The sequence below is a fragment of the Flintibacter porci genome (genome assembly GCF_041925195.1).
GTDB lineage: Bacteria > Bacillota > Clostridia > Oscillospirales > Oscillospiraceae > Lawsonibacter > Lawsonibacter porci.
On record NZ_JBHEVB010000003.1, the window covers coordinates 80086 to 97478 of the forward strand.

Genomic DNA, 17393 nt, shown 5'->3' on the forward strand with positions numbered 1-17393 from the left:
CTGTGGTATCAAAGCGGCAGTTCCATTGCGCTGCCGCTACCTTTTAGAATAAAACTTTTCAAAAATTTTGCAAGATATTTTCCGGAATTTCACTCTTGTCCTGTTAGACGCAAACGGAGCGGGAAGGTTTCCTTCCCGCTCCCATTTTTTCTTTATTTGCTGTAAATCCGGGCAACCCGGGGGCTGAGCTGGGCAGTCAGTCCGCAGCCCTCGTCCTCTCCCACCAGCAGGGCCACCTCCTGAGAGGCCAGCAGGTTTCCCTGTTCGTCCCAGCCAAACAGGGTCACCGGGTCGCCCACCCGGCAGGGAATGCCGGTGACGTCCACCAGAGTCTGATCCATGCAGCAGGCCATCAGCCGGGCCCGCTCTCCCCCTACCAGCACCGGCCCATGGACCCGTACCAGCTCTTCACTGAGCCCATCACCGTATCCCACGGCGATGGTAGCCACAGTGGAGTCCCGCTCCAGAAATACCTTTCCGCCGTAACCCAGGGGCGAGCCGGCCTGGAGAGTACGAAGGCCGGTGATCCAGGTGCGCCAGGTGGCCGTTTCACTCACCCGTCCGGTGGGCTGAGTGGGGTGGTCCATGTACAGCCGCCGGCCGATGCGCACCCCGTCCAGCCGGTACTGGGGGAACTGCTCATGGGCGGCGCTGGCCGAAATGTGCCGCAGAGGGATCTCCATTCCTCCCGCCTGCAGCTGCTCCACACCTTCCAGGAACAGCTCATACTGCTGCCGGGTCCGCTCTGTGTCCTCCAGGTCGGCAAAGTGGCTGAAGGCGCCCATGATCTGGAAATGATTCCGGGCACTTCGCCACTCCTCCAGCAGATGGGCCAGCTCCGCCCCCGGCATTACGCCGGTGCGGTTGAGCCCGGTCTCGATCTTGATTTGAATTTTTACCCGCCGGCCTGCCGACTGTCCTAGCAGTGCCAGCACCGGGAGAAGCTCCAGCCGTCCCACCGACAGCGTGAGGTCCAGCTCCACCGCTGCGCGCAGCAAATGGGCGGGCACACCGCCCAAGATCAGGATCTCCCGGGTGATGCCCGCCTGGCGCAGAGCCGCGCCCTCCCCCACCTGGGCCACCGCTAGAGTGGTGATCTGGGGAAATTCCTCCATAACATGGCCCATGGCCTCCAGTCCCAGGCCATAGGCGTTATCCTTCAGCACAGGGATCAGCTGCGCTCCCTGCAGCTCTTCCAGAACGGTAGCCACGTTGCGCCGTACTCGTTTCATATCCACAGATAAAATCGAATTATTCAAAATAATATTCATTTTTCTTTCTGTCTCCCTCTCGCCGAACAAACCTCCGTCCCCCGGTGATCTGCCCCATTCCTCGAAAGATTTTTTTATTGTCACCTGATTATATCCTCTTTTTCTCCCTGTTTCAACCGGAAATTACCGCCCCGTGTCATTTGTGCTAAAAAAATTTATTCCAGCGCTCACTTTTTGCATAGTTATCTATTGACGTTGAATATTTTCCGGTGGTATACTCTTACACAACCTATCCAAGCCCGGTGGGCCTGGATGAATGGTATGTAAAGGAGATTATGCAAAATGAAAAAGAATGTTCTTGCTCTGTCCCTGGCTCTGGCCCTGGGTCTTGGGCTGACCGCTTGTTCCAGCAGCAACGGCGGTTCCGCTTCTAATTCTGGCTCCAACACCGATACCTCCGGCTCCCAGAGCAGCACCAGCGGCTCCAACACCGGCGCTGAGAAGCTGGTCCTGGGCACCTCCGCTGACTATCCTCCCTTCGAGTTCCACGTCCTTCAGGACGGCGAGGACAAGATCGTGGGCATCGACGTGTTCCTGGCCCAGCAGATCGCTGAGGATATGGGCGCAGAGCTGGAGATCAGCGACATGGACTTTGACATGCTGCTCAACCTGATGAACAAGGGTGATGTGGACATGGTCATCGCCGCCATGGAGCTCAAGGATGACCGCGCTACCGCCGCTGACTACTCCGATCCCTACTACACCGATGAGGCTCCCCTCATTGTTGTGAGAAAGGCTGACCTGGATCAGTACAAGACCCTGGAGGACTTCTCCGGCAAGACCGTGGGCGCCCAGACCGGCACCACCAAGGCTGACATCGTCCTGGGTACCGATCCCGAGAAGCCCCATATGACCGATGTGCAGGACCTGCTGCTGCCCAAGGTCACCGATCTGATTGCTCAGCTCCAGTTTGAGAAGTGCGACGCCGTGGTTCTGGACGCCGCTGTGGCTCAGAAGTACGTGGCCTCCAACGACGAGCTGGCCATCGTCGAGAGCATCGACCTGGGTGAGGCTGCTGAGCCCTACCGTGTGTGGGTTGCCAAGGGCGATCCCAAGGGTCTGCTGCCCTCCATCAATGAGACCATCGCCAAGGTGACTGCCGAGGGCGGCGCTATGACCGACTTCATCGAGCAGGCCAACGATCTGGTTTCTCAGGCTCAGTAAATTCGTTTCGTTCTATCTGCCGTGCAAAGCCGCATTTGCGGCTTTGCACGGCTGTGTATTGGGAATTTTGAAAGAAAGATAAGGGAGTACAACTATGCTTGAATCCTTCCTCCAAATGTTTACCAATCCCGGTCCCGCCAGCTTCATCAACTTCACCTTCCTGCCCAAGTACACCTTCTATTTTGTACAGGGCGTGAAGTACACCCTGATGCTGTCTGTTGTGGCGGTGCTGCTGGCCGTGATCCCCGCCCTTTTGCTGGCCCTGATGCGGCTGAGCAAAAGCCGCATTATCCGCTGGATCTCCGGCGCTTACATCGCCATCTTCCGCTCCACGCCTATGCTGGTGCAGCTGTACATCATCTATCTGGGTGTATTCTCCTTCATCGAGGTGCCCAAGATGACCATTTTCGGCTTCTTGCGTCTGGATCTGTTTATCCCCAGCGTAGTGGCTCTGGCGCTGAACAGCTCCGCCTACGTGGCTGAGATTTTCCGGGCCGGTATTCTGGCGGTGGATGCAGGCCAGACCGAGGCCGCCCGCTCTCTGGGCCTGTCCTCCTGGCAGTCCATGCGTCTGGTAGTCCTGCCCCAGGCGGTCAAGAATGTACTCCCTGCCCTGGCCAACGAGGTCGTCACCATGGTGAAGGAGTCCTCCATCTGCTCCGTGATCGGCGTGTACGATCTGATGTGGGGCGCAAAGACGGTCATTACCAACTCCTACATCGCAGTGGGTCCCCTGGTCCTGGCTGCTATCATTTACTTCTGCATCAACTTCCCCGCCAGCAAGGCCATCGAGGCCATTGAAAGGAGAATGCGTCGTGGCGACAAGCGCTGAGCTCATCCGTGTTGAGCACGTCATCAAGGAATACAACCACGGAGCGGTGAAGGCCCTTAACGACTGCTCCCTCTCCATCAAGAAGGGCGAGGTGGTTGCCATCATCGGCCCCTCCGGTTCCGGTAAGTCTACTCTGCTGCGGTGCCTGAACCTGCTGGAGGTCCCCTCCAGCGGACACATCTACTTCAACGGCGTGGACATCACCGACAAGAAGGTGGACATCAACCTCCACCGCCGGAAGATGGGCATGGTGTTCCAGCACTTCAACCTCTTCCCCCATATGACGGTGAAGAAGAACATCACTCTGGCCCCCGTTCAGCTGGGTCTGAAGAAGCAGGATGAGGCCGACGCCCAGGCCATGAAGCTGCTGGAGCGCATCGGCCTGGCCGACAAGGCGGATGAGTATCCCAACATGCTCTCCGGCGGCCAGAAGCAGCGTATTGCCATCGTCCGCGCTCTGGCTATGGAGCCTGAGGTCATGCTCTTTGACGAGCCCACCTCCGCTCTGGACCCGGAGATGGTAGGCGAGGTTCTGGACCTGATGCGGGACCTGGCCCACGAGGGCATGACTATGGCGGTGGTTACCCACGAGATGGGCTTTGCCCGCGAGGTGGCCAGCCGGGTCATCTTCATGGACAGCGGCGCTATTCTGGAGGAAAACTCCCCTCGTTTTCTGTTTGATTCCCCTCAGAACCCCCGTACACAGGCCTTCCTGAGCAAGGTTTTATAAAAAATATCCGCGGCAGATCGTTAGCGGGGTGTTCGTAAGACAGTAAAATAGGAAAAAGGCGTGACCGCGAAAGTCACGCCTTTTTCCTTGAGAGGATAGCCGCTTTCGCAGCGCAGTAACGCAAAGTGCACATACGGGTTGAACCCGTATAGAAGTGCGCCCTTGTTATCTGTTCGACAAACTGGAAGTTATCGCTCTACATATTTTTTGTAGTCGTTAAACAAAGCCTTTACAAAACTCTTTAGATAGGTCTGGTCGAGTTCATTTTCAAAAGCAAGTTCCTGTTCATATCCATAGGCATTTCCATTATGAATACTACCCTTAACTTTGATGTGACCTCCGCTACAAGCTATAAACTCTATATAGCTATGTACACCATACGGATCTTCTAATCTCGCAGAGCCTTTGAGTGTTTCATATAGTCTATTTAGAGATATAGAAAAGCCCGCAAGTCCTCGAACATCAATATCCATCACAGAGTCAGCGGAAAATCCATAACTGAATACCTTTATACCCAGACTGGTGTTTACTGCAAATGAAAGATCATTTTCATATATCATTGGATTTAATTCCAAAAGAAAGTTTTCTGATTCTAATCTATACATGATAATACCTCGAATCCCGATTTGCGGGTCTGTTCGGCTCCATATTATCATATGGCCGGATAAACTACAAGAACAGCCACAGCAGTGCAAACTGCTGTGGCTGTTCGCTGCCTTACGAACACCGACCATTTGATCTGCCGCGGTTTTTTTATGTGTTTTCCGGCACTGCCTTTTTCTCAGGGCTCTTGAATCGCTGGACAAACCCGATGATCTGTCCTGACAAAAGCACCGTCAGCAGGGAGCAGGCCAGGCGCTTGAGGTCGATATAGCTTACCGACAGCCCCAGCACCACCAGATCGGTGATCAGGTAAGCCCACTGAATGTTCCAGTGCGTGACTGCTGACATGCTCATAGCCAGGGCATCGTCCCCGCCGGGAGCTCCTCCCGCCCGGACGCTGAGCCCAACGCCGATCCCTACGAACAGAGCGCCCAGCACCGCCGCCAACAGGGGGTATTGGGCCAGCTGCGGCCAGATGGGGTCGAACTGCTCAAACAGGGCATAGAACAAGGAAAATCCGCCGCCGGCAATGATGGAGTAGCCAATAAACTCCTTGCCCAGCAGGCGCCATCCCATCCAATAGCACACGGCATTGAGCACCAAACCTGTCACCGCCGGTGAAATTCCAAACCAGTGGTGCAGCAACAGGGTCATACCCAACACGCCGCCCTCGGTCACGCCGGATAAAGCGTGCACATTGTAAAGGCCAAAGGCTAAGATTGCGCTGCCCAGCAATGCCAGCAGACACTTCTTTGGCTTCAACAGGGAAAACAAAATAACAACTCCTTTTATCCCGTCTGTTTTCATTATATCTGTTTTCCCCATTTTTGGCAACAGTTATTGGCTGTTTATATCATCTTCGCCCTTTTTCACAATTATTTTCCACTTCTCGTCATATTCCATATTTTTATGCGGGTGGGAAGCGAAAAGTCGGGCCGGACATTTTGTCCGACCCGACTGGTGCTTATTTCGCTTAGTAGTTCTCAGCCTTCAGCTGGAAGTAATCCTTGGGATGAGCGCACACAGGGCACACCTCGGGGGCCTGCTTGCCCACGTGGATGTGGCCGCAGTTGCTGCACTGCCAGATCATGTCGCCGTCACGGGAGAAGACCAGGCCGCCCTCCACATTGGCCAGCAGCTTGAGGTAACGCTCCTCGTGCTCCTTCTCGATCTTGGCCACTTCCTCAAACAGGAACGCGATGTGGTCAAAGCCCTCCTCCTTGGCCTCCTTGGCCATGGTGGCATACATGTCGGTCCACTCGTAGTTTTCACCCTCGGCGGCAGCCTTCAGGTTCTCAGAAGTGGTGCCGATGCCGCCCAGCAGCTTGAACCAGATCTCAGCGTGCTCCTTCTCGTTGGCAGCGGTCTCCTCAAAGATCTTGGAGATCTGCACATAGCCGTCCTTCTTCGCCTTGGAGGCAAAGTAGGTGTACTTGTTGCGAGCCTGGGACTCTCCGGCAAAAGCGGTCCACAGGTTCTGCTCGGTCTTGCTACCCTTCAGTTCAGGCATCGTAAGTTCCTCCCTTAAAAAATATTTAATGCGAATAATTCTCGTTTAATTGGTTACATTATAGCACCTGCCCAAAGCTTTGTCAATCACTCTTTGGGTTTTTTAAGAAAAATCCCCCTTCAGTATTCCCAGATACTGAAGGGGGGATTCTACGTTTTTTTCTCGTTTTTACACGCGCTTCCAGGAGGCGCCGCCGGGCACGTCGGTGATCTCAATGCCCTGAGCCTTCAGCTCATCCCGGATCTGGTCAGCCTTGGCAAAATCCTTGGCTTTCTTGGCCTGATAGCGCTCCAGCACCAGGGCGTCTACAGCAGGGTCACCCTCGCCGGTGATGGTGTAGTCGCCGGCAGAAGTGGTCTTCTGGGCAGCCTGCTCCTTGCGCACCTGAGCCGCCTTCTCCAGCAGGGACAGGGACAGCACCTGGTCAAAGTCGCCCAGGATGGCCAGCTTGGTGGCGTCGTCGGTCTTAGCCTTCAAGGCGTCGTACAGCAGGGTCACCGCCATGGAGGTGTTCAGGTCGTTGCCAACCTGCTGCAGGAACTTCTCCCGGTACTCCTGCACCACCGCCTGGTCGGGCTCGCCGCCCTCCTTCAGGGCCGCGATGCGCTTGATGAGCTTCTGGTAAGCGCCCTGGGCGTTGTCCAGGTTCTCCCAGGAGAACACCAGGCCCTTGCGGTAGTGGGACTGCAGGCAGAAGAAACGGTAGCTGAGAGGATCATAGCCCTTCTCCTGCAGCAGGGAGACGGTCAGGAACTCACCCTTGGACTTGGACATCTTGCCGGAATTGGTATTCAGGTGGTGAACATGGAACCACTGCTTGCACCAGGGGTGACCCAGGTAGCTCTCAGACTGGGCGATCTCGTTGGTGTGGTGGGGGAAGGCATTGTCGATGCCGCCGCAGTGCAGGTCCAGATACTCGCCGTTATATTTCAGGGAGATGCCGGAGCACTCGATGTGCCAGCCGGGATAACCCACGCCCCAGGGAGAGTCCCACTTCAGGGCCTGGTCCTCAAACTTGGACTTGGTGAACCACAGCACGAAATCGTTCTTGTTGCGCTTGTTGGAGTCCTCTTCCACGCCCTCGCGCACGCCGACTGCCAGGTCCTCCTCGTTGTGGTCGTTGAAGATGTAGTAGCGATCCAGCTTGGAGGAGTCAAAGTACACGTTGCCGCCGGCTACATAGGCATAGCCCTTTTCCAGCAGCCCGGAGACGATCTTGATGTACTCATCAATGCAGCCGGTGGCGGGCTGAACGGTATCGGGAGTCTTGATGTTCAGCTTGGCACAGTCGGAGAAGAAGGCGTCGGTATAGTACTGGGCGATCTCCATCACGGTCTTGTGCTCCCGCTTGGCGCCCTTGAGCATCTTGTCCTCGCCGGTGTCGGCGTCGGAGCTGAGGTGGCCCACGTCGGTGATATTCATGACCCGGTTCACATCATAGCCGGAGTAGCGCAGGAACTTCTCCAGCACGTCCTCCATAATGTAGGAACGCAGGTTGCCGATGTGGGCGAAGTGATAGACGGTAGGGCCGCAGGTATACATCTCCACATGGCCGGGCGTGTGGGTGGTAAACTCTTCTTTTTTATGGGTGGCAGAATTATAAAGCAGCATAGCTGTCTCCTCCTTTTATCTCATGTTCTTGGGAACAAAGTTTCCGCTTTGGTACTGTTCATCCAGCAGACGCTCCACCAGCTCCAGCCGGGCAGAGAGGGCCTCGATGCGCTCTTCCACCGGGTTTTCCACGCTGGTCTGGTCCACGTCGTCGGCATAGTGGGTGGTGCGCCCGGCAATGCGGACGATCTGGGCGGGGATACCTACGGCGGTGGCGTCCTCGGGCACCTCGCTGAGCACCACGGAGTTGGCCGCGATGCGCGCTCCGTCTCCCACCTTGAAGGGGCCGAGGATTTTTGCTCCGCAGCCGATGAGCACGTTGTTCCCGATGGTGGGGTGGCGCTTGCCCTGGTCCTTGCCGGTACCGCCCAGGGTGACTCCATGGTAGAGAAGCACATCGTCTCCCACCTCGGCGGTCTCGCCGATGACGATGCCCATGCCGTGGTCAATGACGAACCGGCGGCCGATCTTGGCCCCGGGGTGGATCTCGATGCCTGTCCAGAACCGGTTCCACTGGGAGACGAACCGGGCCAAAAACTTCCAGTTATGGCAGTATAACCAGTGGGCCAGACGGTGATACAGGGTGGCGTGGACCCCCTGGTACAGCAAAAAGATCTCCAGCTTGGAACGAGCCGCCGGGTCACGGCGCTGATAGGCCTCCAGCGTCTCCATCAGGGAATGAAACATAGTATCCTCCTTTTCTCCGGGGCACACGGGCTCCGGCCGGCGCCGATTGGGGCGCATGATATGGTATGCTTACGGTTTCGGCTACGTCCCAACATCGACACGCCTCCAAGATCATTCCGTTTGTGTTACACATATCACTGCACCTCCTTCGGTCCGTTTGGAGAAAAACAAAAACGCCTCTCACGCCCACTTCGGGCATAAGAGGCGACGAATCGCGGTTCCACTCTCATTTCTCGCTTGTCTGACCGCTATCGGGGCCAAGCCGGGCGGCATTACCCGCCGCGCTCCCGGACGCACTTCACATCCGCCAACCTAAGCCCCCTTTCAGCCGGTGAAGGGCTCTCTCTGTCTGCTGGATAGGACGTTACTTTTCCGTTCTCTGCGCTTTACAAGTCAGTATATTACCATTGCTTGGCGTTTGTGTCAAGTCCGCCCCGTTTTTTGCCCGACAATCCCCCCTGTCAACCTGAGGTTGACAGGATTCCAGCTTCTTTTTCTTGTCAACTGCCCCGTCCTTTGCTATGCTGAAACCAGAAAAAGGTCGGAGAAATGGAGGGATTTCCATGGAATTAAAGGAACGCATTGCCCTGGCCCGAAAGCAGGCTGGGCTGTCTCAGGAACAGTTGGGGGAAAAGCTGGGCGTCTCCCGGCAGGCGGTAAGCAAGTGGGAAAGCGGCCAGAACAACCCCGACGTGGCCTATCTGGCAGAGATGTGCCGGCTGTTCGGCGTGTCCTCCGACTGGCTGCTGCTGGGCAAGGAGACAGACGATGCCTCCATCCCCGCCCGCTGCCCCGACTGTCAGGCCATTGTAACAGGACTGGACAATTTCTGTCCCAACTGCGGGTGCTCTCTGAAAGCGTCCCCAAAAGTTCAGTACGCCCTGGTCCTGAAATCTGCTCTTACCTCCCCAGAGGACAACTTGACTTTGTACCAGATCTGCGAGGAGGGAGTATACAAGCCCGCCTTTTCCCTCCCAAACCAGGATCTGCTGGGGTACACCCATAAAATCCTGTGCCAGGCTCCCAGAGCGCTGTTCCGTGGCCTGACACTGGATCAGGCCCGGGCGCTCCAGAGCCGCTTTGCCCATCCAGGTGATTTGCTGGTCTGTTTTGACCCCACCGGTAACGCACCACTGCCCCGGCTGATGGACCGTCCCTACAAACCCAGCCCCCAGCAGGGTTTGTCCTTCTGGACCACCGTGGGAGCGGTAATCTTAGGTGTTATCTGCGCCCTTCTGATTTTAATGATTGTGTTTTGATAAAACGCGCCCCTCGCTCCCAAACCAGGGAACGAGGGGCGCTATGTTTTTTCTGCAATCAATCAACCCGGAGGCCAGGTCATGTCGCGGCCAGCCAACACGTGGAAGTGCAGGTGGGGCACACTTTGACCAGCCTGCTCGCCAATGTTGGAGACCACCCGGTAGCTCTCCAGACCCAGCTCCTTGGTCACCTTGGAGATGACAGCAAAGATGTGGGCCACCACCGTAGCATTTTCGGGAGTGACCTCAGCCACGGAAGCGATGTGAGTCTTGGGAATCACCAGAAAATGGGTGGGCGCCTGGGGCTCGATGTCGTAAAAGGCATAGACCGTCTCGTCCTCATAGACCTTGTTGGACGGGATCTGGCCGTTTGCGATCTTACAAAACAGACAATCTGACATGGATAAACCTCCTTTGTTTGTCAAGTAAGACCATTGTACCCCAATTTGTCGGGATTGCAAGATTTTTTTACTCCGTCACAGGCTGGAGCCCATTTAGAGAGAAGGTCTGACCATAGAGCGTCACTGCGGTCACATTTTCAGGGTCTACCAGCTTCTCCGGCTGGAACTGGATACGGCAGTCATCCGTCTCCCCTGTCTGATCAGCGGACGCTGAATAGATCCCCTCCTCCATTTTAACGATACTTCCGTCCTCCAGGGTCAAAGACACGCTCCCCCGCTCCTCATGCAAAGTGTCCATGGTAGGGTCGCAAGCCTCCAGGGTAAACACAAACCGAATGGGAGAAATGTAGATACTCTTCAGTCCCAGCTCTTTTCCCTCCAGGGAGAAGGGCTCATCCATCCGGTACAGCAATCCGGCATCCTCTGAGGGCAGTGTTCCGGTACAGCTCCACCCATCGGAAAACTGCACAGGTCCTTCTTTTGTACTCCAGAAGAACTGGCGAGGGATCAGAGTGAAGCTCCCGCCCCACATTTCCTCCACCCCCAGCAGAACATCATAGCTCCACAGGATGGTAGCCTGATTGTCCTCCGGATCCGGGTCTTCCAGCGGAATTTCTCTGGGCACGCCGCCCAGCAGAAGCTCTTCTCCCTGGGCGTTGGTAATAACGGGCTCCATATCGAATATACGGTACTCCAGCTCCGGAACGACCCCCTCCGGAGCTGTGAGTTCCACCAGGGCGGTAATGGAATTACGGTCCATAAGTACCTGCTTGATTTCCACTGTCCAGCCGTTGTCGTAGGTGTGGCTCTGCTCCACAGGTACGATCCCCGCTGACATTAGACTGGCGTCCTCCGGCTCCCCCTTGAAATACTCCACGATACTCTGGTCCAACCCCGTCGCCATGGTAAACGCACAGGCCATCAGCAGCAGCGCCGCAGCCACCAGTATTGCCACCATCTTTTTCATCGGTTTCACGGTTTTTCCGCTCCTTTCCCCGCTCAGGAGGCGCTCCAGCATGGCCTCCTGCCGCTCCGGGGACAGCTTCACCTGGTCAAACACCCGCTTTAATTCACGGTTTTCCATACTCGTTCACCTCCAAGATGTCTTTCAGCTTCCACCTGGCCTGTACCAGCCATGTGCGGACGGTAGATGGGTTCTTCTCCAAAATCTCCGCCATCTCCAGCGTGGAATATCCCTGATAATAGTAGAGATAGATAACCATCCGTTCCTTCTCAGGCAGGGATAGGATGTATTCCCACAGTTCCCCGTCCTCTGGCTGTTCCCAGGTCAGTGTTTGAAGTGCTTTCTCCCCCGCCCGCCGGGTACGCCACCAGTGCTTGAGCTGGATTTTACAGTGATTGCGGGCGGTGACGATGAGCCACGCCTTCTCATGCTCCGGATCACGAAAGGGCTTGTCATACTCCATTGCTTTTTGAAAGACCGTCTGGGTGGCGTCCTCCGCGTCAGGCACATTTTTCAGCAGCATCAGGCAGATTTGATAGACCATGCCCACATGCCGCCGGTAGAGGGCGGCCACTTCCTCTCCGGTACGAATTGTTCCCATCCGCGACACCTCCTTTCCTGTCTCTCTGCTTATAACACAATGCAGCGGGGCAGAATGTTGAGAAACCTGAAAAATATTTCAGGGACGGCCCGAAAGCCGTCCCTGTTTCATTGTACCACACAGGATACTGTTTCACTTGCAGATATATGTTGACTTTCATTAGGTCTTAGTATCCAGATGGATGGTCTGCCCCAGAAGCGTAACCGAGACCACATTCTCCGGCTTTACGATCTCCTCCGTCTGGAAGACACAGTATGCCGCTCCGGTGTTCTGGTCGTAGGTCTGGGACACTACGCGCCCCACGGCCACCGTTTCACCATCTGCCATGTGCAGGACCGCCCCTTCTTCCATCCAGCTCATCTCCGTCGGTCCCCACATCCGGGAATCGTTCCCCTCACCTTGCAGGGAGAAGGCCACGCTGATGGGGGAGAGATAGAACTCACCCAGGGTCATCTCTTCCCCGCTTACCTGGATGGGGGCGTTGACCTCATAAGTCATGCCGCTGTCCTCCTCAGGCAGCTGTACGGTGCAGCTCTGCTTCTCTTCGGAGAAATCCACACTCAGCTTTCTACCTCCGCTCTCCTGCAGCCACATGGGAGTCAGCGTCAAACTCTGCCCATTCAGGCTCTGGCCTTCGGCCTGCTGGGACCCTCTGGTGCACAGGAAGGTGAGCCGATTGTCCTGCCCATCTCCCTGTTCCAGGATGACTGGGCCGTAGCCCCAACTTGCCACTCCCTCCTGGCCCTGCGTCTGGGAGTCCACCTCCATGCCCAGCTCGAAGTAGTAGTTCTCCCCGTCCAGCACGGTCCCCTCCGGGGCAACGACCTCAGCCAAAACCGCCAGAGAATACCGGTCTTCCAGCACCTGCCGGATGTGGATCGCCCATCCATTTTCATAGTGGAAGCTTTTCTCCACCTCTACAACGCCGCCGGACACCAGCTGGGCCTGCTCCTCTCCGCCGCCAAAATACGACAAAATCCGCTGGTCCAATCCGGTCACCACGGTAAATGCGCACGCCATCAGCATCAGCGCCGCGGCCACCAAAACAACCGTCATCTTTTTGATCCGATTCACAGGTCTGACCTCCTTCTGCTCGGTGAGGAGGCGGTCCAGCATGGCCTGTTCCTGCTCTGCCGTAGGGGCAAACGCCTCAAACGCCCGATTCAAATCATGGGATGTCATATCCTTCCGCCTCCATTCTTAATTTCAGCTTTTTCCGTGCCCGAACCAGCCAGGTGCGAACCGTGGACGGATTCTTACCCAACAGCTCTGCAATCTCCTGGGCGGTATAGCCCTGGTAGTAGTAGAGATACAGCACCAGACGGTCATGCTCCGGCAGACTCCAGATCAGCTCTTTCAGCCCAAGATCCTCCGGCTGCTCACAGGTCATGTTCTGCAGCGCGGCTTCACTCTCCCGGTTTCTGCGCCACCAGTGCTTCAGCTGGTCCCGGCACTCATTGCGGGCGGTGACGATAAACCACGCCTTTTCATGCTCCGGATCACGGAAAGGCTTGTCCTGCTCCATCACCTTGCGAAAGACGGTTTGGGTCGCATCCTCAGCGTCCGGCACGTTTTTCAGCAGCATCAGACAGATCTGATACACCATGGTCCCATGGCGGCGATAGAGGTCGGCCACTTCCTCTTTGCTGCGTATACGGTTCATTCCGGACACCTCCTTTTGTCTTTCTATCTGGTACACGATTGAGGTGGAAGAAATGTTGCAAAGAAGGAAAAGAAAAGGGACGGTCCGGGGACCGTCCCTTATTTTGATCGCTCAGTAAGCTCAGTTCAGCTTTCCGGCAACAAAGTCGTCGATGGAGGCCAGAGCATCGTCCAGCTTCAAAATGTCAGTTCCGCCGCCCATGGCGCTGTCCGGCTTGCCGCCGCCCTTGCCGCCGCAGATGGCAGTGACGTTCTTGATGATCTCGCCGGCCTTGATACCCTTGGCTACGGCTTCCTTGCCGCACACGGCCAGGAAGGTGATCTTCTCGCCGTTGACGGTGGCCAGTACCGCCACCACGTTGGGAGCCTTGTCCCGGAGCATATCGCCCATCTGGCGCAGCCTGTTGGCGTTGGCGTCGGCGATGGTGGCAGTCAGCACTTTCAGCTCGCCCACCTGACGGGCACCGAACAGGAAGCGGTCGGCCTCGCCGGCGGACTCCTTGGCCTTAAACTTATCCACCATCTGGTGCAGGCTCTTCACCTCAGCCATGGTCTGCTCCGCCTTCTCACGCAGCTCGCCGGGCTTGGCCTTCAGGGCAGCAGCAGCCTGGAAGAGCATTTCCTGGTTGCGGTTCATCACGTCCAGAGAGGCCTGGCCGGTGGTAGCCTCGATACGGCGCACGCCGCTGGCCACGGAGAACTCGCTGGAGATGTGGAACACGCCCACCTTGGCAGTGTTGTCCAGGTGAGTGCCGCCGCAGAACTCCACGGAGTAGCCCTCGCCCATGTCCACCACGCGGACGGTATCGCCGTACTTCTCGCCAAACAGGGCGATGGCGCCCTTCTTCTTGGCCTCTTCGATGGGCAGCACGTCAGTGTGGATGTCGTAGCCCTCCAGCACTGCCTCGTTGACCATGGCAGACACCTTGGCCAGCTCCTCAGCGGTCAGAGCGGAGAAGTGGGTGAAGTCGAAGCGCAGGCGGTCCTCCTCCACCAGAGAACCGGCCTGATGGACGTGGTCGCCCAGCACGGTGCGCAGAGCCTTGTCCAGCAGGTGAGTAGCGGAGTGGGCGCGCATAACGGCCTTGCGGCGCTTGACATCAATGGAGGCGGAGACGGTGTCGCCCACCTTCAGCACGCCCTGGGTCAGCTTGCCGGTGTGCATATACTTGCCGCCCTTGTTCTTCTGTACGTCGGTGACCTGGAAGATAACGCCGTCGGCGGAGATCACGCCGTGGTCGGCCACCTGGCCGCCCATCTCAGCATAGAAGGGGGTCTTGTCCAGCACCACGATGGCCTCGACACCAGGCATGACTTCCTCAGCCTGCTCGTTCTCCACCACCAGAGCCACCACCTTGGCGTCGTCAATGGCGGTGTGGTCATAGCCCACAAACTCGGTCTCGGGCACATCCTTGCCGAACTCCACGCCGGCCCAGCCCAGGTCACCCAGAGCCTCACGGGCCTTCCGGGCGCGCTGGCGCTGCTCGTCCATCTGCTTGTGGAACTCAGCCTCATCCAGCTTCATGCCCTGCTCCTCCACCATCTCCAGGGTCAGGTCGATGGGGAAGCCATAGGTATCATACAGCTTAAAGGCGTCGGCGCCGGAGAAGGTGCTCTCTCCCTTGGCCTTGTGCTCAGAGAGCATATCATTGAAAATCTTCAGGCCGCCGTCGATGGTCTTGGCGAAGTTCTCCTCCTCCACGCGGATGACCTTGGTGATATAGTCCTGGCGCTCCCGCAGCTCGGGGTAGTGGCCCTCATTCTCGTGGATGACGGTGTCACACACGGTGTACAGGAAGGGATCATTCACACCCAGCAGTTTGCCGTGGCGGGCGGCCCGGCGCAGCAGACGGCGCAGCACATAGCCGCGGCCCTCGTTGGAGGGCAGCACGCCGTCGCAGATCATGAAGGTAGCGGAGCGGATGTGGTCGGTGATCACGCGCAGAGACACGTCGGTGGCGTGGCTCTGGCCGTAGGAGGCGCCGGTGATCTCGGTTACCTTGCGGGTGATATTCATGACGGTATCCACGTCAAACAGGGAGGGCACGCCCTGGCACACGCAGGCCAGACGCTCCAGGCCCATACCGGTATCGATGTTCTTCTGCTTGAGCTCGGTGTAGTGGTTCTCACCGTCGTTGTCGAACTGGGAGAACACCACGTTCCAGACCTCGATATAACGGTCGCAGTCGCAGCCCACGGTGCAGCCGGGCTTGCCGCAGCCCCACTGCTCGCCGCGGTCGTAGTAGATCTCGGAGCAGGGACCGCAGGGGCCGGAGCCGTGCTCCCAGAAGTTATCCTCCTTGCCGAACTTGAAGATGCGCTCGGCGGGGATGCCGATCTCCTCGTTCCAGATGCGGAAGGCCTCATCGTCGGCGGGAGTGGTCTCATTGCCGGCAAATACGGAAGGATAGAGGCGCTCGGGGTCCAGGCCCACCCACTCCTTGCTGGTCAGGAACTCCCAGGCCCAGTGGATGGCCTCCTTCTTGAAGTAGTCGCCGAAGGAGAAGTTGCCCAGCATCTCAAAGTAGGTGCCGTGGCGGGCGGTCTTGCCGATGTTCTCAATGTCGCCGGTGCGGATGCACTTCTGGCAGGTGGTCACACGGTGACGGGGAGGCTCCTGCTCGCCGGTGAAGAAGGGCTTCATGGGCGCCATGCCGGAGTTGATGAGCAGCAGGCTGGCGTCATTCTGGGGGATCAGGGAAAAGCTGGGCAGACGCAGATGTCCCTTGGTCTCAAAGAAGGACAGGAACATTTCGCGCAGTTCGTTTAAGCCAAAGGGCTTGGGATCGTACATGGGTATTACCTCCAATATTTCTCTTACTTTGTCTGGATTTCCAGGCCCATGAGCACCATATCGGTGTCAAAGGCAATGCGGTAGACGACGTCTTTCTCCGAATGTTTGCAGTAGAACACGGCGGTGGCGTATTCTTCGCCGGAGTCCAGCTTTTGACCGGTGGCCATGCTGTCCTCCTCCTTTTCAAAGGTACCCGCCTTTTCCACGGCGGAGTTCATATAGCTCTCGATGTTTTCCGGGCTGGTGGTCTCTTTGGCGTCAGAGCGCAGCTGGTCATAGACCGCCTGCCAGTCGCCTTGGTTAAGCAGCTTCATCACGCTGCGGCCCTGCTGCAGCACCTTGTCTTCCTCCATGCCCTGAGGCAGGGGGTTGCCCTTACAGGCACACAGCACCACCAGACAGGCCAGCAGGGCTGCCGCCAGCGCCCACAGCTTCTTTTTCATCCCTCTCCCTCCTTTTCTCCTCAGGCGGTACAAAAAAACCGCCCCTGACCACAGCCAGGGGCGGAAAATTCCACGGTACCACCCTGATTATCCCAAAATGGGCATCTCAGCCATCCGCTTACGGGGATGAGCCGTCCCGCTCGTCACGGGCCGCTCCGGAGTGGCCTGCCTCGGCTGCCGGCCGGGGGCTTTCACCTGCTCCCCCTCGCTCTGGGCCATCGTCCGAAGCTTTGCTCCATCTTTGCGTGTAACAAAGGTATTGTATCACATTTTTTGCCCTTGTCAAGGCCGCGCTTCCCCGCCCGGCGGGAAAAAGTCCCCCACCTGCTGGGACAGGCGGCCCACCAGCTCCACCACTTGCTCCAGACCGTAACCAAGGTTCTTTCGGTAGGCGTAGTAGCCTCCGTAGATGACAAAGCTGAGCACGATATGGCTGGCTGGATCCTGGCGGTACTCCGGCCGGCGCTGAAAGGCCAGTTCTTTCAGCCCCGCCTCCAAGGTCTCAATGAGCCGCCCCTCCCGACTGCCGGAAAACAGGGTCTGGATCATGGCGGAGCGGGCATTGCAGGAGCGGAACAGATCCCGGGTAAACTCCTCAGTATTGTCAAAGATCCTCTCCGGGTGGGGAATATCGGCCAGAATGGCCTCCACCACCTCCCCCTCCAGGGCATGAGAGAGGGCAAAGATATCCGAGTAGTGGGTATAGAAGGTGGATTTGTTGATTCGGGCCAGCTGGCACAGCTCCTTGACCGTGATCTTCTCCAGCGGCTTTTTTGCACGCAGGCTGAGGAAGGCATTGACGATGCTCCCCTTGGTTTTTTCCACACGCAGGTCCATAGGACACCTCCCCGACAATTTCCG

Annotated in this window: 18 protein-coding genes; 4 read left to right on the plus strand and 14 right to left on the minus strand. The window is 57.2% G+C overall.

Features of this window, described 5'->3' with window-relative positions; genetic code table 11:
* Positions 1-152 precede the first annotated feature (152 nt).
* A complete protein-coding gene (gene alr / locus ACEVJL_RS03880; protein WP_020989925.1) occupies positions 153-1271 on the minus strand; it encodes an alanine racemase in 1119 nt (372 codons plus the stop codon).
* A gap of 282 nt (positions 1272-1553) precedes the next feature.
* Here alr and ACEVJL_RS03885 point away from each other — a divergent pair, with 282 nt between their 5' ends.
* The 3 genes from ACEVJL_RS03885 to ACEVJL_RS03895 all read left to right on the plus strand — a co-directional run bounded on the left by ACEVJL_RS03885 (position 1554) and on the right by ACEVJL_RS03895 (position 3997).
* On the plus strand, positions 1554-2435 hold the full coding sequence (locus ACEVJL_RS03885) for a transporter substrate-binding domain-containing protein (protein WP_374736921.1): 882 nt from the start codon (positions 1554-1556) through the stop codon (positions 2433-2435).
* Positions 2436-2529: 94 nt separating this feature from the next.
* Positions 2530-3267, plus strand: coding sequence for an amino acid ABC transporter permease (locus ACEVJL_RS03890; RefSeq protein WP_235395900.1), 738 nt, complete (start codon positions 2530-2532; stop codon positions 3265-3267).
* The gene (locus tag ACEVJL_RS03895) at positions 3251-3997 is read left to right on the plus strand and encodes an amino acid ABC transporter ATP-binding protein (protein ID WP_151076173.1); all 747 of its coding nucleotides are present in this window, start codon (positions 3251-3253) and stop codon (positions 3995-3997) included. The genes ACEVJL_RS03890 and ACEVJL_RS03895 overlap by 17 nt, the downstream gene beginning before the upstream one ends.
* A gap of 188 nt (positions 3998-4185) precedes the next feature.
* Here the strand turns inward: ACEVJL_RS03895 and ACEVJL_RS03900 are convergent, their stop codons facing one another.
* The 5 genes from ACEVJL_RS03900 to cysE all read right to left on the minus strand — a co-directional run bounded on the left by ACEVJL_RS03900 (position 4186) and on the right by cysE (position 8408).
* Positions 4186-4602: a WapI family immunity protein gene (locus ACEVJL_RS03900; protein WP_374736922.1), complete on the minus strand. Its 417-nt coding sequence runs from the start codon at positions 4600-4602 to the stop codon at positions 4186-4188.
* A 148-nt stretch (positions 4603-4750) separates the two neighbouring features.
* The gene (locus ACEVJL_RS03905; RefSeq protein WP_110440065.1) at positions 4751-5374 is read right to left on the minus strand and encodes a DUF6198 family protein; all 624 of its coding nucleotides are present in this window, start codon (positions 5372-5374) and stop codon (positions 4751-4753) included.
* Between the two features lie 199 nt (positions 5375-5573).
* Positions 5574-6110: a rubrerythrin gene (rbr, locus tag ACEVJL_RS03910; RefSeq protein ID WP_110440064.1), complete on the minus strand. Its 537-nt coding sequence runs from the start codon at positions 6108-6110 to the stop codon at positions 5574-5576.
* A gap of 168 nt (positions 6111-6278) precedes the next feature.
* Positions 6279-7721 carry a cysteine--tRNA ligase gene (cysS, locus tag ACEVJL_RS03915; protein ID WP_374736924.1) on the minus strand — a complete coding sequence of 481 codons (1443 nt, stop codon included), beginning with the start codon at positions 7719-7721 and terminating at the stop codon, positions 6279-6281.
* Between the two features lie 15 nt (positions 7722-7736).
* Complete coding sequence (gene cysE, locus ACEVJL_RS03920; protein ID WP_008981781.1) at positions 7737-8408, minus strand: serine O-acetyltransferase; 672 nt, start codon at positions 8406-8408, stop codon at positions 7737-7739.
* Between the two features lie 563 nt (positions 8409-8971).
* Between cysE and ACEVJL_RS03925 the strand changes: the two genes are divergently transcribed.
* Complete coding sequence (locus tag ACEVJL_RS03925) at positions 8972-9667, plus strand: helix-turn-helix domain-containing protein (RefSeq protein WP_302671001.1); 696 nt, start codon at positions 8972-8974, stop codon at positions 9665-9667.
* A 62-nt stretch (positions 9668-9729) separates the two neighbouring features.
* Here the strand turns inward: ACEVJL_RS03925 and ACEVJL_RS03930 are convergent, their stop codons facing one another.
* The 8 genes from ACEVJL_RS03930 to ACEVJL_RS03965 form a co-directional block, all read right to left on the minus strand.
* Entirely contained in the window at positions 9730-10068 is a 339-nt protein-coding gene (locus ACEVJL_RS03930; RefSeq protein WP_008981778.1) for a histidine triad nucleotide-binding protein, read from the minus strand.
* A 67-nt stretch (positions 10069-10135) separates the two neighbouring features.
* Positions 10136-11152 carry a hypothetical protein gene (locus ACEVJL_RS03935; protein WP_302667982.1) on the minus strand — a complete coding sequence of 339 codons (1017 nt, stop codon included), beginning with the start codon at positions 11150-11152 and terminating at the stop codon, positions 10136-10138.
* Positions 11139-11633 (minus strand): RNA polymerase sigma factor, encoded by a 495-nt coding sequence (locus ACEVJL_RS03940; protein WP_374736925.1) that lies wholly within the window; start codon positions 11631-11633, stop codon positions 11139-11141. The genes ACEVJL_RS03935 and ACEVJL_RS03940 overlap by 14 nt, the downstream gene beginning before the upstream one ends.
* Before the next feature lie 159 nt (positions 11634-11792).
* A complete protein-coding gene (locus ACEVJL_RS03945) occupies positions 11793-12815 on the minus strand; it encodes a hypothetical protein (RefSeq protein ID WP_374736926.1) in 1023 nt (340 codons plus the stop codon).
* Complete coding sequence (locus tag ACEVJL_RS03950; RefSeq protein WP_302667984.1) at positions 12802-13296, minus strand: RNA polymerase sigma factor; 495 nt, start codon at positions 13294-13296, stop codon at positions 12802-12804. Before ACEVJL_RS03950 ends, ACEVJL_RS03945 begins: the two co-directional genes overlap by 14 nt.
* Positions 13297-13416: 120 nt before the next feature.
* On the minus strand, positions 13417-16089 hold the full coding sequence (gene alaS, locus ACEVJL_RS03955; protein ID WP_374736928.1) for an alanine--tRNA ligase: 2673 nt from the start codon (positions 16087-16089) through the stop codon (positions 13417-13419).
* Positions 16090-16112: 23 nt separating this feature from the next.
* Positions 16113-16532 carry a DUF3887 domain-containing protein gene (locus ACEVJL_RS03960; protein ID WP_374736929.1) on the minus strand — a complete coding sequence of 140 codons (420 nt, stop codon included), beginning with the start codon at positions 16530-16532 and terminating at the stop codon, positions 16113-16115.
* A gap of 282 nt (positions 16533-16814) precedes the next feature.
* On the minus strand, positions 16815-17369 hold the full coding sequence (locus tag ACEVJL_RS03965; RefSeq protein ID WP_325207371.1) for a TetR/AcrR family transcriptional regulator: 555 nt from the start codon (positions 17367-17369) through the stop codon (positions 16815-16817).
* Positions 17370-17393: the final 24 nt, after the last annotated feature.

Bases quoted from the DNA above. Each gene is read 5' to 3' on its own strand.
- alr (WP_020989925.1), bottom strand. From the start codon at position 1,271: ATGAATATTATTTTGAATAATTCGATTTTATCTGTGGATATGAAACGA.
- ACEVJL_RS03885 (WP_374736921.1), top strand. From the start codon at position 1,554: ATGAAAAAGAATGTTCTTGCTCTGTCCCTGGCTCTGGCCCTGGGTCTT.
- ACEVJL_RS03890 (WP_235395900.1), top strand. From the start codon at position 2,530: ATGCTTGAATCCTTCCTCCAAATGTTTACCAATCCCGGTCCCGCCAGC.
- ACEVJL_RS03900 (WP_374736922.1), bottom strand. From the start codon at position 4,602: ATGTATAGATTAGAATCAGAAAACTTTCTTTTGGAATTAAATCCAATG.
- rbr (WP_110440064.1), bottom strand. From the start codon at position 6,110: ATGCCTGAACTGAAGGGTAGCAAGACCGAGCAGAACCTGTGGACCGCT.
- cysS (WP_374736924.1), bottom strand. From the start codon at position 7,721: ATGCTGCTTTATAATTCTGCCACCCATAAAAAAGAAGAGTTTACCACC.
- cysE (WP_008981781.1), bottom strand. From the start codon at position 8,408: ATGTTTCATTCCCTGATGGAGACGCTGGAGGCCTATCAGCGCCGTGAC.
- ACEVJL_RS03925 (WP_302671001.1), top strand. From the start codon at position 8,972: ATGGAATTAAAGGAACGCATTGCCCTGGCCCGAAAGCAGGCTGGGCTG.
- ACEVJL_RS03930 (WP_008981778.1), bottom strand. From the start codon at position 10,068: ATGTCAGATTGTCTGTTTTGTAAGATCGCAAACGGCCAGATCCCGTCC.
- ACEVJL_RS03935 (WP_302667982.1), bottom strand. From the start codon at position 11,152: ATGGAAAACCGTGAATTAAAGCGGGTGTTTGACCAGGTGAAGCTGTCC.
- ACEVJL_RS03940 (WP_374736925.1), bottom strand. From the start codon at position 11,633: ATGGGAACAATTCGTACCGGAGAGGAAGTGGCCGCCCTCTACCGGCGG.
- ACEVJL_RS03945 (WP_374736926.1), bottom strand. From the start codon at position 12,815: ATGACATCCCATGATTTGAATCGGGCGTTTGAGGCGTTTGCCCCTACG.
- ACEVJL_RS03950 (WP_302667984.1), bottom strand. From the start codon at position 13,296: ATGAACCGTATACGCAGCAAAGAGGAAGTGGCCGACCTCTATCGCCGC.
- alaS (WP_374736928.1), bottom strand. From the start codon at position 16,089: ATGTACGATCCCAAGCCCTTTGGCTTAAACGAACTGCGCGAAATGTTC.
- ACEVJL_RS03960 (WP_374736929.1), bottom strand. From the start codon at position 16,532: ATGAAAAAGAAGCTGTGGGCGCTGGCGGCAGCCCTGCTGGCCTGTCTG.
- ACEVJL_RS03965 (WP_325207371.1), bottom strand. From the start codon at position 17,369: ATGGACCTGCGTGTGGAAAAAACCAAGGGGAGCATCGTCAATGCCTTC.